Origin of the sequence: Arthrobacter sp. NPDC056691 (genome assembly GCF_042791415.1) — a bacterium.
Taxonomy (GTDB): Bacteria; Actinomycetota; Actinomycetes; order Actinomycetales; family Micrococcaceae; genus Arthrobacter.
Map to the genome: position 1 here is coordinate 1 of NZ_JBHTXX010000056.1, position 16,147 is coordinate 16,147.

General features: G+C 62.5%; 13 protein-coding genes and 3 pseudogenes. 9 read left to right on the plus strand and 7 right to left on the minus strand.

The genetic code is table 11. From position 1 onward, the window contains the following. A pseudogene (locus ACFRAU_RS25570) lies at positions 1-827 on the minus strand (tyramine oxidase); the annotation flags it as partial. 606 nt (positions 828-1,433) lie between these two features. Between ACFRAU_RS25570 and ACFRAU_RS25575 the strand changes: the two are divergent. Together ACFRAU_RS25575 and ACFRAU_RS25580 are read left to right on the plus strand one after the other, a co-directional pair. Then, positions 1,434-2,831 (plus strand): APC family permease, encoded by a 1,398-nt coding sequence (locus tag ACFRAU_RS25575; RefSeq protein ID WP_377997969.1) that lies wholly within the window; start codon positions 1,434-1,436, stop codon positions 2,829-2,831. Continuing rightward, complete coding sequence (locus tag ACFRAU_RS25580; protein ID WP_378001956.1) at positions 2,828-3,571, plus strand: IclR family transcriptional regulator; 744 nt, start codon at positions 2,828-2,830, stop codon at positions 3,569-3,571. Before ACFRAU_RS25575 ends, ACFRAU_RS25580 begins: the two co-directional genes overlap by 4 nt. A gap of 63 nt (positions 3,572-3,634) precedes the next feature. On the opposite strand, the gene ACFRAU_RS25585 is transcribed toward ACFRAU_RS25580, so the two are convergent. From ACFRAU_RS25585 to hxlB, 6 genes and pseudogenes are all read right to left on the minus strand, one after another. Continuing rightward, a complete protein-coding gene (locus ACFRAU_RS25585; protein WP_378001957.1) occupies positions 3,635-4,255 on the minus strand; it encodes an MBL fold metallo-hydrolase in 621 nt (206 codons plus the stop codon). 197 nt (positions 4,256-4,452) lie between these two features. Beyond that, positions 4,453-5,340 (minus strand): annotated as a pseudogene (locus ACFRAU_RS25590) (glucose-6-phosphate dehydrogenase assembly protein OpcA); the annotation flags it as partial. 8 nt (positions 5,341-5,348) lie between these two features. Further along, positions 5,349-6,824 (minus strand): annotated as a pseudogene (gene zwf / locus ACFRAU_RS25595) (glucose-6-phosphate dehydrogenase); the annotation flags it as partial. A gap of 46 nt (positions 6,825-6,870) precedes the next feature. Beyond that, positions 6,871-7,080 carry a hypothetical protein gene (locus tag ACFRAU_RS25600; RefSeq protein WP_377997973.1) on the minus strand — a complete coding sequence of 70 codons (210 nt, stop codon included), beginning with the start codon at positions 7,078-7,080 and terminating at the stop codon, positions 6,871-6,873. Between the two features lie 147 nt (positions 7,081-7,227). Then, positions 7,228-7,851, minus strand: a complete 624-nt coding sequence (hxlA, locus tag ACFRAU_RS25605; RefSeq protein WP_377993767.1) for a 3-hexulose-6-phosphate synthase — start codon at positions 7,849-7,851, stop codon at positions 7,228-7,230. Positions 7,852-7,938: 87 nt separating this feature from the next. Then, positions 7,939-8,532 (minus strand): 6-phospho-3-hexuloisomerase, encoded by a 594-nt coding sequence (hxlB, locus tag ACFRAU_RS25610; RefSeq protein WP_377997975.1) that lies wholly within the window; start codon positions 8,530-8,532, stop codon positions 7,939-7,941. 260 nt (positions 8,533-8,792) lie between these two features. On the opposite strand from hxlB, the gene ACFRAU_RS25615 reads away from it, so the two are divergent. The 7 genes from ACFRAU_RS25615 to ACFRAU_RS25645 all read left to right on the plus strand — a co-directional run bounded on the left by ACFRAU_RS25615 (position 8,793) and on the right by ACFRAU_RS25645 (position 15,718). Further along, complete coding sequence (locus ACFRAU_RS25615; RefSeq protein ID WP_377997976.1) at positions 8,793-9,566, plus strand: FadR/GntR family transcriptional regulator; 774 nt, start codon at positions 8,793-8,795, stop codon at positions 9,564-9,566. Next, positions 9,550-10,263: a cache domain-containing protein gene (locus ACFRAU_RS25620; protein ID WP_378001958.1), complete on the plus strand. Its 714-nt coding sequence runs from the start codon at positions 9,550-9,552 to the stop codon at positions 10,261-10,263. Before ACFRAU_RS25615 ends, ACFRAU_RS25620 begins: the two co-directional genes overlap by 17 nt. 574 nt (positions 10,264-10,837) lie before the next feature. Beyond that, positions 10,838-12,319: an APC family permease gene (locus tag ACFRAU_RS25625; protein WP_378001959.1), complete on the plus strand. Its 1,482-nt coding sequence runs from the start codon at positions 10,838-10,840 to the stop codon at positions 12,317-12,319. 557 nt (positions 12,320-12,876) lie between these two features. Beyond that, complete coding sequence (locus ACFRAU_RS25630; RefSeq protein WP_377997979.1) at positions 12,877-13,254, plus strand: cupin domain-containing protein; 378 nt, start codon at positions 12,877-12,879, stop codon at positions 13,252-13,254. Positions 13,255-13,263: 9 nt separating this feature from the next. Continuing rightward, the gene (locus tag ACFRAU_RS25635; protein ID WP_378001960.1) at positions 13,264-13,749 is read left to right on the plus strand and encodes a dimethylamine monooxygenase subunit DmmA family protein; all 486 of its coding nucleotides are present in this window, start codon (positions 13,264-13,266) and stop codon (positions 13,747-13,749) included. Next, complete coding sequence (locus ACFRAU_RS25640) at positions 13,746-14,723, plus strand: PDR/VanB family oxidoreductase (RefSeq protein WP_378001961.1); 978 nt, start codon at positions 13,746-13,748, stop codon at positions 14,721-14,723. The genes ACFRAU_RS25635 and ACFRAU_RS25640 overlap by 4 nt, the downstream gene beginning before the upstream one ends. Continuing rightward, positions 14,720-15,718, plus strand: a complete 999-nt coding sequence (locus ACFRAU_RS25645) for a DUF3445 domain-containing protein (protein ID WP_378001962.1) — start codon at positions 14,720-14,722, stop codon at positions 15,716-15,718. Before ACFRAU_RS25640 ends, ACFRAU_RS25645 begins: the two co-directional genes overlap by 4 nt. Positions 15,719-16,147 lie beyond the last annotated feature (429 nt).

A 16,147-nucleotide genomic window follows, 5' to 3' on the forward strand; every position in this document is an offset into this window, starting at 1 on the left:
TTGATCACCGGACGGTCCACGCCCTGGTCACGGAACTTCAGCTGGTGCAGGACCAGGCCCTCACGCGGGGTGAACCCGACCCGGAAGGACCAGTCAGCCCACCGCACATGGTTCCCGGTGACCTGGAACGAGGCGCCCTCGGGCTGGGTGATCTCGATCGGCTTCAGGTCCGTGCGGGCCGGGCCGACGTACTTGGGCAGGTAGTTCCCGCGCGCGGCCGGGACCGGGATCGCCTGGTCATCCTCGACCCTGACAACCTCACCGGAGGACAGGTCGTAAAAGACGATGAAGTTCTCGATCGGGTGCGCGTACGGGCTGTCGTCCGGCTCGTCCCGGACAAAGACCAGGGCACGCATCAGGCGCCGGCCCTCGGCGTCCTCACCGAAATACCCCACCGACCACGGCTCGAAACACACCAGATCCAGGTTCGTCAGGCCCCGCTTGGCAAGAGCCTCGATGACCTTCGGATCCTTCCGGCACCCTTCCTCACACTCGGCGAACTCATCCAGCATGAACGGCGGCTGAACATCCGCAGCCAACTGCTTCCACGCATCAACCGTGCCGGCCTCAAGATTCACGACCGCCTCGTACGAACGCGCCACGGCACGGTCCACCAGGACCGCGTCCGCCTCACGAACCACCCGCACACCATTGCGCAGATCCTCCTTCGACGGCTCACGCAACTCAACGCTGATAAAACGGAACGACTCCGCCGCAGCCGGCCCCTCCTTCAAAACAGCCACCGCACGCGAAATCTCCGCCCGCGACAACGGATCCAGGGGGTGCGCCACCCCAACAACAGTCGCGGCTTCAGTATCGATAGTCATGCTTTTACTCCTTAACTAGGTCCTTCAACAGGAAGAGGTGCCTATGGCCTGGGAGCCGAAGTGCTCCGGAAACGGGCCTTGAGGAAGCCGAGGGGCAGTCATGCTGGTTGTTGACCCACACACGCACGGCCTGGATCTCGTGCCCGGCCCGGTCGGTGGTGTTGCCGTTGGGGCCAAAAGACACAAAAGTCCCTGGATTCTCAGAACTGTTCGTCCTTGTCAGAACTGTTCATCCCTGGTGCAGATGAGCTCTGCTTCGAGCCCTGGCGGTGTGATGCCGGTCACCTGCATTCCTTTCACAAGCAAAACTACGTGAGGGAATTCAATTAGGCGAGTAATTCATAAAGATTTACTTGAGAAATTCGGCACCATAAATTCCCACTGCAGTTAACATGTTGGAAACATTTGGAAACACGGCCCAGACTGTCGCCGGCGGCGCGGGAATGCTAATGTTCTGCACCGTGGGCCCGAAGACTTGCGTCCCCTCGTGAGCAAGGCAAGCGTGCCCGTCCGAGGGAAAGTTGGTACCCAGTGTCTGCTCGCGGTGATCGCTTCATCACCCCCCGCTCCCCAGTGGAGGGTCTGCGCCGCCGGAGACTTTCCTTCTTGCCGGTCTTCGCGCAGGCAGTCGCAGGCGTGGCACCTGCGGGTGCCATGTCCGTCATTCCGGCTCTTGTCTTTCCGGGACTCGTCTTTGGGTCCAGTGGACCGAACCTCGTGGTCACATTCGGCGCGGCCATGGCGGTCATGGTCCTGGTTTCCTTCTCCCTGCGACCGATGGCACAGCGCATGGCCGCTGTCAGCGGCCTCTACAGCTACACGGCCAAGGGACTTGGCCAGCGGACGGCAATCACCGCCGGCTGGTCAGCTATGTTCGGTTACGGCCTCGTCGCCATGGCGAGTCTGTTGCTTGTGGGCACATACGTCGTCCAGCTGTTCATCAACCTCGGGGTCCCCGTCGCGGACTCCAAGGTCATCACAGTGCCGGTCATTGTTGCCGCCGCGGCCGCGGCCTGCCTCCTCATGGTGAGGGGGATCCGGGTATCGGCGTGGTTCACCGTGTTATTGGAATCCATTTCAATCGGTGTCCTCGCCGTCCTCATGATCGTCTACTTCGCGTTCAACGCACCAAGCGCCAATCTCGGGAGTGTGTTTGCGTGGAACGGAGATTTTGATTCGTTGCCGATCGGCATCGTCGTGGCCGTAAGTGCCTTCGTTGGCTTCGAAAGCCCGACCACGCTGGGCGGCGAGGCACACAGGCCCTTCGTTACCGTGCCACGTGCCATCACGTGGACCCCCATTCTTATGGGCGTGCTGTGCCTTCTTGCAGTAACCGCCCAGGACGCCGCACTCAAGGAGGCACCGTTGAGCATCGCGGCCAGCTCTACACCGTTGTCTGACCTGTTTTCCCAGTCTTCCCCTGTGTCTGCCGCGGTCCTTGACCTGGGAATCGCAGCATCCTGGTTTGGCTGCGCGATCGCATCCGTGAACGCCCTTGCCAGGATATTTTTCTGCATGGGAAGGGAAGGGGTGGCGCCGCGACTGGTCGGCCGGACCCATCCCGTCTTTCGAACTCCCTCGACGGCAATCATGGTAATCATGCCGATAGTTGCCATCGTTCCCATCGGCGTCATCATCTTCGGCGCCAGTCCGGAGCGGGGCCTCGTGAACCTCTTCACACTGGGCGCCTATGGATACCTTGGCTCCTATATCCTTGCCAGCGCGTCAATGCCCTTCTTCCTGCGCCGGATAGGCGAGAGCACGTACTCCAGCTGGATACTGGGAGCCGTGACTACCGTCGCCCTCGGAGCGGTCTTCTGGACGGCCGCGGCGGCATCGATCCGCACTGGCAGTCTGCAGACGGTCATCTACGCCGGTGTACTCCTGGCCAGCGTCCTGTACGCCACGTTCCTCCGCCTCCGGTTACCCGGGCGTCTGGCGTCCGTCGGCATCTACGACGAAACCCGGGAATTGGACCTCTTTAATGGCAGGGCTACCCCATGACCTACAGGCCCACCCACTCCGGACCCAGCACAACGTCAAACCCGCTCAGGATCCTGGAAATCGTGGCCCGGTTCGGTACCGGGACAACGGCTAAAGAGGTCACCGATGCCCTGCAGATGCCGCAGGCGACCGCTTACCGGATTTTGAATTCGCTCGTCGCGGACGAATATCTGGCCCGCACATCCGACCTCCGTGGTTTTGCACTCGGACAGGCGATTTCGGGGCTGATTACTGCCGCGACTCCCCCAACTGTTCCCACCGCAGCCCGCGCCCTGATACAGGAATTCCGCGGCGGGAACCGTTTTGCAGTGCATCTCTTCATGTTCCGGAGCGCTTCCCTCAGGGTTGCCGATGAAGACCCGGATTATCCGCTCCACTCTGTTTTCGAAATGCTCCGGTATCCGCATGCGTCCGCCGCAGGAAAGCTGATGCTTGCTGAACTTGGCGATCCGGCCATCTCACTCCCGAAAGGGCCGCTGGTGAAGCTGACACAGCACACCATCACAAACAGTGGTCAGTTGGAAGAACAACTGGCGGAAATAAGGCTCAATGGCGAGGCCTCGGAAATCAACGAATTAGAACAGGGCTCCGCCAGCCTGGCACTCCCCGTCCGGCTGCCCGACGGCGTGGCCGGCGCAGCCCTGTGCCTGTCCAGCCCCGCGGAGCGGTTCACGGCAACTCGCGAACACGCGGAAGCGGCCCGTGAACTTACGTCACGGCTGGCACCATTCCTGTTCTGATCGCCACTAAGGCGCGCCAGGCATTCCTGGCGCGCCTTAGGCGTGGAGATCCTGTCTTTCTTCTTACTGGGCTGCTTTGGCGAGGGTTTCGCGTTCGGCGGCGATGGTGGTGTTCTCCCCGTGTCCGGTCCTGACGATGGTGTCCGCGGGGAGGGTGAGGAGGCGTTCGCGGATGGAGGCCAGGATGGTGGGGTAGTCGCTGTAGGAGCGGCCGGTCGCGCCGGGTCCGCCGTTGAACAGGGTGTCCCCGGTGAACACGGTGTTCTCGGTTTCGAGGTGGAAGCAGGTGGAGCCGGGTGAGTGGCCGGGGGTGTGGATCGCCTTCAGCACCGCCCCGGCGACCTGGAACTCGTCCCCGTCCGTGATGTCCCGGTCGGGGGTGGTGCCGGGGTAGACCTGTTCCCAGAGGACCTGGTCCTCCGGGTTCAGCCAGATGGGGGCGCCGACGGCGTCGGCGAGTTCGCGGGCGGCGCCGATGTGGTCGTTGTGCGCGTGCGTGAGCAGGATCGCCTGGACCTTCCGGCCGCGGACCTGGTTGATGATCGCGGCGGCGTCGTGCGGGGAATCAATGATCACGCACTCGGTGTCGTTGCCGACGATCCAGACGTTGTTGTCCACATCCCAGGTCCCCCCGTCCAGGGAGAACGTGCCCGAGGTGACCAGATTCTCGACCGTGACACTCATGCGGACGCCCTCTCGGACTGGATTTCGACGACGGAGCTGATTTCAACAACTGAGCGGAGGACTTTGCCCCCGTGCATCGTTTCGAAGGCCCCTTCCATCTGGTCGATGGCGATGCGCTCAGGGACGAATGACTTAAGGTCAGGGTTGCCCCGCCTGTAACGGCCCTCTTGACGGATCTTGGAAATGGCCAGACTGCGAACCGTTTCACCGAAGACCTCGTCGGGGTCCAGGCGGCGGAGTTCTTCGGCGAGGCAGTCGCGCAGGCTGCGACGAGGGAGGGAGATCCGTTGCGCGGGCTGCCCGGGCTGGGTGAGCTCGGCGACGGTGTGTCCAGGCCGAAACAGCCGGATGTCGCCGGAGGTCCGGGTCAGCTGGACGCCACGAATGCCGGTGCCGGCGGGCTCAGCGACGATGGTGACCGGCACGTCCAGGGCCTGCGTGAGCCACGCCGCGAGCAGGATGGTGCTGGGCGAGTCCGTGGCGCCTTCGACGGTGACAGAAGTGATGGGGGTACCGTCTGCCTGATCCAGGACGGCGGCGAGCTTAATCCGCCAGTTGGTCAGCCGGGTCCAGGCGAGATCGGTGTCGCCGGCCTTGTAGGTGTTCCGGATGTTCTCCAGCGCCACCTGCGGCTCGGCCTCGTTCGCAGAATCCGTGATGCGGCGGTGCGCAATCCGCCCGATAGAGGTTTGGCTGGCGTTCTCCGGGGCCCCGTTCGGCCACCACGCCACAATTGGGGCGTCGGGCAGCAGCAGCGCGGCGACGAGGGATTCGCTCTCCTCGGCGAGTTCACCGAAACCGCGCAGCACGATGACCTCGGAGGCGCCGGCGTCCCCGCCGACCCGGATCTGCGCGTCGAGCCGGGCGGGTTCGTCCGGCGAGCCGGCCGCCAGCACGATGATCCGGCAGGGGTGTTCGCGGCTGGCCTCATTGGCCGCCTCGATCGCTTCCTCTTCCAGCCCGGACTTGGTGATAACCACGAGGGTGAGGACGCGGCCGAGGGCGATCACTCCGCCCTGCGCGCGCAGGGACTGGATCCTCTTGGAAACGTTGGAGGTGGTGGTGTTGGGGAGATTTACAATCATGGTCTTCTCTCGGGCTGGTCGGGCAGGGAGGCCCAGTACTTCTCGAAGGGGTCCAGGATCTTCCAGGACAGTTCCACCTCCTGGTGGCGGGGGAACAGCGGCGGCTCGCCCAGGAGCACGTCCAGGATCAGCCGTTCATACGCTTCGGGGCTGGACTCGGTGAACGCGTGGCCGTAGCCGAAGTCCATGGTCACGTCCCGGACTTCCATCTGGGTACCTGGGACCTTGGAGCCAAAGCGGATGGTGGCGCCCTCGTCGGGCTGGACCCGGATCACCACTGCGTTCTGGCCGAAATCGTCATCGCCCTGACCGCGGAACAGCAGGTTTGGTGCCCGCTTGAAGACGACCGCGATCTCGGTGACCCGCCGGCCCAGCCGCTTCCCGGCGCGCAGGTAGAACGGCACGCCATTCCAGCGCCGGGTGTTAATGTCGACGCGGATCGCGGCGAAGGTTTCGGTGGTGGAGCCGGCCGGGATGCCCTCTTCTTCCAGGTACCCCTTGACCTGTTCCCCGCCCTGCCAGCCGCCGGCGAACTGCCCGCGGGCGGAATGCGTGGACAGGTCCTCCGGGAGCCGGACCGCGGCGAGGACCTTTTCCTTCTCGGCGCGCAGGTCATCGGCGTTGAAGGAGATCGGCTCCTCCATTGCCGTCAGCGCGAGGAGCTGCAGCAGGTGGTTCTGGATGACGTCGCGGGCAGCACCCACGCCGTCGTAATACCCCGCGCGGCCGCCGGTGCCAATGTCCTCGGCCATGGTGATCTGCACATGGTCCACGTAATTGGCGTTCCAGAGCGGCTCGAACAGCTGGTTGACGAAGCGCAGGGCCAGGATGTTCTGGACCGTCTCTTTGCCCAGGTAATGGTCGATCCGGAACACGGAATCGGGTGGGAACACCGATTCGACAATGTTGTTGAGCTGCCGGGCCGATTCGAGGTCGTGGCCAAACGGCTTTTCAATGACCACGCGCCGCCACTTCTCGCCCTCGGCCTGCGCCAGGCCGTGCTTCGAGAGCTGCCGGCAGACCAGTTCGAAGGCCTTTGGCGGGATGGAGAGGTAGAACGCGTGGTTTCCGCGGGTACCGCGCTCCTCGTCCAGTTCGGCCAGAGTGGCCGAAAGCCGCCCAAAGGCGGCGTCGTCGTCGAACTCGCCCTGGACGAAGCGGATGCCCTCGGAAAGCTGGCTCCAAACCGCCTCAGAAAACGGCGTCCGGGAATATGCTTTGACGGACTCTTTTACCGCGGCCGTGAGATCCTCATTCGTCCGGTTCTGCCGGCCGAAGCCCACCAACGCGAAGCTTGGCGGCAGGAGTCCCCGGTTTGCGAGGTCATAGACGGCGGGCAAAAGCTTCTTGCGTGCCAAGTCTCCGGTTACGCCAAAGAGCACCAGGGAGCATGGGCCCGCCACCCGGGACAGCCGGCGGTCGCGCGGGTCCCGGAGCGGATTCTGCCCGGACCTCACACTCGAATCAGGGTAAGTAACAGACATTGTTTGCCTTCTAACTTTCGACAGGCAGTGTGCCGTCAACCGACGGTCACGAGAGAACTAGCTCGCGAGTCTCCCCAAAGGGAACGGTGTCGCTGAGCGTAAGCGTGTACCGGCCGGGATCATGGCGGGTGACCAGAATGCCGGCAAACCGCTGCGGCGCCCGGCGGAGCAAGGCCTCTGCATCGTCGAGTAACTCGTAAAGTCGAACAGGGTCGTTAACGAGGACTTCCACGTACTCGGCTACCTGACTAGACATGATGAACAGCTTCCTTCCCAGGGATTAGGGTCCCCCAATATGCAACCCCTCATCCTCGGGGGTGCCGTGTCTTAACTCCGTTGTCTTAACTCCGTAGGTGGCGTCCCGCGGCCGCAAGGGCACGGGACGCCACCGTCAATCGGCGACCTAGACGATGGCTGCGCGGAGTTCCTTCGCGGCCACTGCGGGGTCGGCTGCACCGTAGATGGCGCCGCCGGCGACGGCGACATCGGCGCCGGCCTTCTGGACGTCACCGATGGTGGCGAGCTTCACGCCGCCGGCTACGGAGAACGGAACGCGGGCTTCGGCGCCGGCGCGGAGCAGACCGTTCAGGTCGAAGCCGGGCTTGGCCTGCTCGTCCAGGCCGGCGTGCATCTCGACGAACTTCGCACCCAGGGCGCGGACTTCCTTGGCACGGGTGACCTTGTCGGCGATGCCGATCAGGTCAACGACGACGCCCTTGTTGTGGGCCTTGGCTGCCGTGACGGCACCGGCGATGGTGGAGTCATCTGCGGCGCCGAGCACGGTGACCAGGTCAGCGCCGGCCTTGAACGCGATGTCGGCTTCAAGCTCACCGGCATCCATCGTCTTCAGGTCAGCGAAAACGATCTTGTCCGGGTGGGCTTCCTTGACCGCGGTGATGACGGAGAGGCCCTCGGCCTTGATCAGCGGCGTGCCGAGTTCGATGATGTCAACGTATTCGGCAACCTTGCCGGCCAGCTCGAGTGCGGCTTCGGTGGTCAGGAGGTCGATAGCAACTTGGAGCTTCATGGTGTTGTTTCTTTCTGTAGGGAACTGCAATTGGGTGTGGAAAATCGGAAAATATTGAAGTGGGCCCGGGCTACCCGGGGCTGGCGGTTACTCGAGGTTGGCGTGGCGCAGCCACAGCTCCTCCGCCGGCTGGGCGTCGTTATCCCAGAGCGACTGGAAGACTGCCTCGGTGGCGAGGAACAGAACCTGCTCGAAGAGGGACCCGGCGTACTGGCGCGACACGCTGGAGCCGTGGTCGGTCTTCTGAGCGGCGGGAATGGTCACGACGGCGTCGGCGAGACCGGCCAGGGGCGAGTCCGGGTTGGTGGTGAACACGGCGATCCGCGCTCCGGCCTTCGCTGCTGTTTCCGCTGACTTGACCACTCCGGAGGTGGTTCCCGATCCGGAGGCTACCAGGAGCAGGTCACCGGAGCTGATCGCGGGAGTGGTGGTGTCGCCGGCGACGTGGACATTCAGGCCCAAGTGCATCAGCCTCATGGCGGCCATGCGCAGGACCAGGCCGCTTCGGCCGGCTCCGGCGACAAACACGCGGCCTGTCAGGCTGAGGTGCCGTGCCAGGCCAGCCACCTCTTGCGGGTCGATCTTGGCCGCCGTGGCCGCGATCTCGTCCCCGACGAGGGACAGATTGCGGACAATGTCATCTGTGGTGCTGTACACAGTCGCGGTTGCTGTCGGATTCACGATTTTTCCCTTCGATTCGGCCCATCGGCCTGTAGCAGCCGAGTGGATGCTTTCTGGTTGATATCCATGATTCCGAAGCAACCGGGCCGGGGTAACACTGTTTTCTGACGGTTTTGACTACCCTTAAGGATTGGTCGGTGGCTGGGAAAGGGCTCTGCAAGAGGAGGCGGCAAAGGCTCCATAGGAGATCAAAGGCCTTTAAGTACTGCCGGACTGTAGTATTAGCCCCAACCCGTAGCCCATCTTCGGAGCGCAGACTTTTGGCCTCGCCGACCCCCTTCGAGTCGCAGATATATCGGTCCTTACCCGAGATCGAGCGGGCCGATGCGATTGTCGACAGAATTTCCACGGCTATCTCCCTGGGGCTGCTCAAGGTGGGTGAACGCTTGCCACCCGAAGCCTCACTCTCGGAGATGTTCGGGGTCGGCGGCGCGACCCTTCGCGAAGCTTTGGGGGAACTGCGCGAACGGGGAATCGTTGAAACGCGCAGGGGCCGGAGCGGAGGATCCTTCGTCGTCCGGCAACCCCGGAGCCAGACCGACGCGCTTCGGGATTGGTTTCTCTCGACGTCCATTTCTGAAATACGCGACATCGGAGACGAACATTCGGCCATTGCCGCCACCACCATCCGTCTGGCATGTGAACGCGCGGAAGCACATGACTTCGAGCGGCTCCAGGAACTTGCGCGGGCACTGGTTCTGGCCAGGACCCCCGAGGTCCGCGCGTCTGCCGACAGCCGCTTCCACATCGAGTTGGCAGTTTCTGCGCAGTCGCCGAGGCTGGCCAACGCCGAAATCCGGCTTCAGGAAGAGTCAGTTCAACAGTTGTGGGCCCCACTCGGCGTAGCACTTGACCCCGAAACGGCAACCGCTGAACACTTGGAGTTGGTCCGGGCAGTGGCCCAGGACCAACCCGAGAGGGCCCAGAAACTGGCACTTGAGCACATCAGGCGGAATATTTTTCATCTCATTGACACGAAACTGACCCTCGGTTACAGCCAATCAATTCAGGAACCCAATGAAGCCCGACACTGAAGTCGTACATGCTGCCAATGCCCTCACTTCGTGGACCAACGGCGTCTCCACGGAGATCGCGGAACTTTCCAGAAACGTTGCCGCGCTGCTTGAACGAAATCTCGTCGGGAAGTCCAAGGTAGATAAGGCCGCCCTGGCCGGGCTGGACAAACTCTCACAGGAGTTCCTGGCGAAGAACACTTTTGCCGTCGGCGCCGGGACGTTCTTCGCCCATGAATCCGTTGAGGAGGGCGGCCGGGCCCTGGAATGGTGGTCCCGCAAGGGTTCGGGTTCGGTCGGAAGGCTGGATTTTGACCTGACGCCAGGCAGCAACCGGTTCTACGACTATGAGAAGCTGCCGTTTTTCTCGACTGCCGCTTCCACAGGTGAACAGACCCTCTGGGGCCCGTACATAGACTATCTCGGCTTCGAGGAATACATCCTGACGTTCACCGCACCGTTTTCCGTCCATGGAACCTTCACGGGGGTTGCGGGATGTGACATTCGGCTCAAGGACCTGGAGCCCCTCATCATGCCGCACTTGCGCGTCATCCAGGGCGATGCCGCCCTCGTCAACGCCAGCAACCGTGTCATTCTCGGCAACTCCGGGATGTACCTCGTTGGCGAGAGGATCAAGTCCGGATCTCCGCAGCAGCACCGGATGGCTCTGGACGTCCCACATCTGGGGCTTTCGTTGATCTACACCACCTCGCCGTGACCGCCTAGAGCAGGTAGCCGGTCGTGGCGCTGCCGCGACCTGACGATGGAAAACATTCATCTCTGAAACTTTGATGGGAACTCGGCACGAGCGGGCCCCGAGCCGGATCGCCGCGTGCGTGACGACTGCCGCGACTGCCCCCTCCCCCGCAATGACACGGAAATTACGCACCACAGCGCCCACGAAAGCGGGTGGAACGTTGACTGGCCCCCACTCCCGGCAAGCCGTTCGAGGACGCTCAAGATTGATCTGGAAAAAGCTATTGCATTGCAGCTTTAAGGAGTAATCTTCAAAGTGATCTGTTTCACAGGAGAGCCGAAGGCGTGGGTGCGCCGCAGGCTCGGAAGCCTTCAGCTCGAAGAATCCGGCGCTCATAGCCGGCCCGCCGTGATGGAGAGGGATTCACCGATAGCGGCTTCGCTTTCAGGCAGTTCAGCGACGAACCCGACCTGAACCAGCAGCGGAACCGGGACGAAGGTGTCGTATTCGGGAAGAGCTTCCTCAGCCGGCCTGCGACCTAAGCAGGACCTGGACAAGAATCTGACAACTTATACGTTGTTTAAGGGAGATTGTTATGAGTGAAAATCATGTGGATGGGGGCGACGGCCTCGAAAGGTCGATTGACTGGAAGCAGGGCCTGGCAATTGCGCTGGGGGTGCCTCTGCTGATTCTGCCCTCCTTGGGCTACCTTCCGATGTATCTATCGGCCGCAGCAATTCTTATTTGGGGGCTATCGGTCATTCAGGGTTTCTTTCAGAACGCCGCGTACGCTGAAATGGCCACCACTTTCCCCAAGGCTTCTGGCCTGCCGGGTTTTGCCCAGCATGTATTTCGCACCGCGAACTACCAGGGCAAGTACGACAAGAGCAAGCTGATAGGTGGCTTCAGCGCCTGGAGCTACTGGTTCGCCTGGACCCCGGTACTGGCGATCTTTTCCATCCTGGTCGGCAGCTACCTGCACGGGCTCTTTCCAGTGCTGGGCGAAATGTTTACCGAGAATCAGCTCGCCCTGATGACAGGCCTGGTGATTTTCGGCGGACTGTTCGTCGTCAACTGGTTCGGCCTGAAGGACGGCGCCAAGCTGGGCTACATCCTGGCGGCCTTTTCCCTCATCCCGCTGGTCGTCCTGACCGTGGCACCTTTTGCCACCGGGCACGTTGAGCTGGCCAACATCACCGGCAGCTGGATCCCGGCCGACTGGGCTTGGGACATGCACCACATCCTGATTCTGTTGGGCATCTTTGCGATCGCACAGTGGAGCGCCTGCGCCTGGGAAACGGCCGCCATCTACGGCCCGGAATACAAAAACCCGGCCAAAGACGTTTCCAAAGCCCTGTTTGCCTGCGGTGTCATCTGCTTTTTCTCGTTCGTGCTCGTACAAGCTGCAGTGATCGGCGTGCTCGGTGTTGACGGCGTACTGGACCAGCCCGTGTCTCCCCTGATCCCCGTCGCCCACGCTGTCTTCGGCGAAGCCGGCTCCATGATCACCATCATCATGTTGATCGCCGCGATGGTCCTGATCATCCAAACGGCGTACCTTGGCTCATCCCGCGCCATGCACTCCATGGCGGTCGAAGGAAACCTCCCCAGGACCCTCGGCAAAACGAACCGCCACGGTACCCCGTTTATTGCCATGCTGGTCATCGGGGCCTTCAACCTGGTGCTGATTTTCATGGGCAACCCGGCCGCGATTGTCGCGGCATCGGCCATCGGCTACACCTGCGCCAACGGCATCAGCCTGTTCGCCTATGTCAGAGCCAAAAAGCACCCCGCCTTCGCCTCTCTGGAACGGCCCTTCAAGGCACCCAAGGGCTGGAAACACGTCGCCATGGTCTTCGGCCTGTTCAATCTGCCCCTGTGCCTGGCCGGCGTGGTCTACCTCAACAGCCTGGAGATCGGCTGGACCCCGACCTGGGTCGGCTTCATCGTACTGGCCCTCTACATACCCATCTGGTTCTATTCCCAGAATGAGACAAGGCGCGCGAACCACAAGGCAGCCGCTGCCGGCGCAACAGGCCGCGACGCCGGAGATCTGTCGAAGGCTTCCAGCTCTTAGGTGATGGAAACCGGCACTTAAGGCCTTCCGGCGCCTCCAGCAGGCGCGCGGATTAGTCTGCCCGCGCCCGTGATCTGACCCCGCACAGACAGGAAGGCAGGACCGCCAAAGAGGCGGTCCTGCCTTCCTGTCTTTCTTTGCGTCCGGAGTTCGCCGGCGTGCCAATACCCACTCGGTGAGAGGTTGGATCCACGACGGACACCGGGCGAATAAGCCACACTTCGCGGCGCAAGCGAGGAATCCGGGCCTGCAAATTTCGCGCGTCTAGACGTAATAGTGACAGAGCGAAGAGATTTTAATAAAAAAGGCTGGACTAGATGAATTACGAGGAGTAGGTTTGCTTTTGGGACGAAGATGCGTGACCGGCATCACACCAGCAGAGCTCGGCTGGACCCCTGGAGACAGAGGGCGCCGGGTTGGCAAAGCCCCTCCCGCCGCTAACCGGGGTTGAGGTGCCCGTCATCGCAGTTTTCATACGCACCCGAAGACGAACAGTTCTGACAAAGACGAACAGTTCTGACGAATCATTTTCACCACTATCCACACAGGAGAGACCCATGGAAACCCTCGTAGGAACTTTGAGCAAGGCCGGATCCATCCACAAGGTAGTAGGCGGCTACGTCGGCCTGCCGTCCATGAACGAGCCTGGAACGGTCGCTGCAATCGGTGACTCCCTCCACAACCCTGAGGGGTCGGTCATGAGCGCCGGCTTCTTCGAGCTGAAGGCCTCCGAACCCCTGGTGTACACCTACACCTACGACGAAATGAAGGTCGTCGTAGCCGGCGAGTTCATCCTCACCGACGAATCGACGGGGGAAGTCACGCACGCGAAGGAGCGCGACGTACTGTTCTTCCCGAAGGGCACCACCGTCAAGTTTGAGACCCCCGAGTACGGCCTGGGGTTCTTCACCGGCCACCGCTCCTTCGCACCGTAAGGACCGACCATGCGTTCCGCGTCCATGCCGCTGGCAGCAGGCACCGGACTGGAACCTGGTTTCCGCGGTGTCATCTGTGCGTCTTTTGGCGCCATAGGTGACACCGCGGGTCAACACACCGGTGTCCAGCCCCGGCACGACCTTCATTTCGAATATGCAACCCAGGAGACCCTCTCGGACCTGAGGTCCGTGCTCGGACGTTCGCACGTCGGAGTCCGCCTGGTACTCGCCGGCCCCCCGGCCGACATCCGTGCAGCCGCGGCCGCCGCCGCGGACTGTGGACTGCAGCAGGAGGAGATCACCCTCCTGAGTGACGAAACCGCGCCCCGGGTAATTTACTGCGGGCACTGCCGCGCCACCACCAAAACTGTTCGGCCAGCCGGCGAAGAGGTGCAGTGCGAGGGATGTGCCACCACCCTGGCTACGACCGATCACTTTTCGCGCCGAATGGGCGCGTACCTGGGGTACTCAGCCCACGCCGAGGAGGCATCATGACTATCACGGCGCTCCCGATCGCCGCCCACCCGGCGGTGGAAGGCGGTCTCCAGCTGGAGGTGACGAACGTCAGTCCCCAGACGGAATCGATTGTCAGCATCACGTTGGCTGATCCGTCGGGGGCACGCCTTCCTTCCTATGTCCCGGGCAGCCACCTGGTTGTCCAGTACGGCAGCGGCGTGAATGCGTATTCGCTCACCGGCTCGGGCAACGGCCCGTCCGAATACACCATCTCGGTCCTCCGGGTCGAAGAGGGTGCCGGCGGCTCGGTGGCAATGCACGAGCTCGCCGTCGGCGACCGGGTGTACGTCTCCCGGCCCCGCAGCGCATTCGCTCCGGCCTCGACAGCCACACACCACTTGCTGATCGCAGCAGGAATCGGCATCACCCCGGTCCTCTCGCACGCCCGGGCCGCCGCCGACCGCGGCACGACATCCTCCCTGATCTACGTGTACCGGCCCGGAGCCGGCGCCCACGTGGAGGAAGCCAGGGACCTGCTCGGACCGGCCCTGACCGAATGCAGCAACCGCGACAGTTTTCAAAAGGTCCTGACCGAACAGCTCATGGCCCAGGGTCTGGGAACCCACCTCTACGTTTGCGGTCCGGTTGCCTTCATGGATGCAGTCCTGGAACAGGCGCGGGACCTGGGATGGCCCCCGGCGAGGCTGCATTCGGAAGCCTTCGGGGCGGCGGAACTGGACGACGGCGAGCCGTTCACGGTGAACCTTGTCCGCAGCGGCCTCAAGCTGGACGTTCCGGCCGGCGTGTCACTGCTGGAAACACTCGAAAAGGCAGGGAAGACCATCCCCAACATGTGCCGCAAGGGCATCTGCGGCGAATGCGTCCTGCCGGTCCTCCGGGGTACCCCGCAGCACCGGGACCTCTACCTGACCGACCAGGAAAAGGCCGAGAACACCACAATGATGTGCTGTGTTTCACGCAGCGAAGACCCAGAATTGGAGTTGGACCTTTGAGCATCACCATCGACAAAGACACTGACACCGCCACCCTCCCGGAACGCATCAGGCGCTTTCCCTTCCCCTTCACCGGTGAAAGCTACCGCTACAGCGCCAACGTCGAACCGGCCAACAAAAATGTGCCCACAGACGCCGGCGCCTGGGGAGCCGGCGTCATCGACATCGACGAGTTCTACCTCCAGGAACTGGCCGACCGCGACCGGATCCTGACCCGGGACCCCTCACGCATGCAGGTCCTGCCCCACATGCGGCCCGCCGTATGGGACACGATCGCCCACCTGCTGCCCACCATGGCCGAGGAAAACCCGGACATCATGTCCTTCCACCGCGACGGGAACTCCTGCCGCTGGCAGAACAGGCTGCAGGACCTCGACGTGGAGTTCACCGTCGGCGACGACGACTCGCTGCCCATGGGCCCCCTGCGGTTCCTGGGCAGCCAGATCCAGGACGACATCGTTCTCCTCGACATTCGGGACAACACGATGTGGCTCGACGCCGGCCTGGTCTCCTTCGCCGCGGACTGGTCCTTCAATTTCGACGTCGGCATGAGCTTCCTCGAAATCCATGGACCCGTCCCGCGGGTCAAGGAAGAAAACATCATCAGCCGCGCCGAACAGTTCCTCATGCGCCTGCAGCCCGGCGAACAGTTCCGTCGCACCAACTGGACCATGACCGTCGGCAACCGCCTGGACACCTCCACCGAAACCTACCCAGAATGGGGCCCGGACCGCGGTACCATCGCCACCGACCCCGACATGCCGGACAAGCTCCACCTCCGCGTCGAAGTCCAGCATCTGATCCGCCTCCCCCACACCGGGGTCCTGCTGTTCCTGATCCGCAGCTATCTCCTGCCCCTCAGGGACATCGCCCGGGTCCCCGCCTGGCGCGAAAAGTTTGGCCACGTGCTGGCCGAACTCCCGGAAGATATGGCCGAGTACAAAGGCATCGTCCGTTACCGCAAAGCGGCGTCTGACTGGTTGCTGGCCGGGTAACGCCACCGGCAATTTCTGGATGCTCCCTGCATTAAGTGCAGTCACACGAGAGTAATCCATAAAAAAGGCTGGACTAGATGATTTAGATGGCGTAGCTTTTTCTACACGGACGGAATGTACGTGGCCGGCATCACACATCCGACACGCTCGGAGCAGAGCCTGGCCGGCCCCTAGAAGTAGCACCAGAGATGAACAGTTCTGACGAAGACGAACAGTTCTGAGAATCCGGGGACCTTTGGCCCCACCAGCAACACCACATAGGCATCCTCATCCTGATCAAGGACTTATCAAGGAGTAAAGCATGACTCTCGACATTGAAACTTCAGCCGCTGTAGGGGTGGCGCACCCCCTGGATCCGTTGTCGCGGGCGGAGATTTCGCGTGCGGTGGCTGTTTTGAAGGAGGGGCCGGCTGCGGCGGAGTCGTTCCG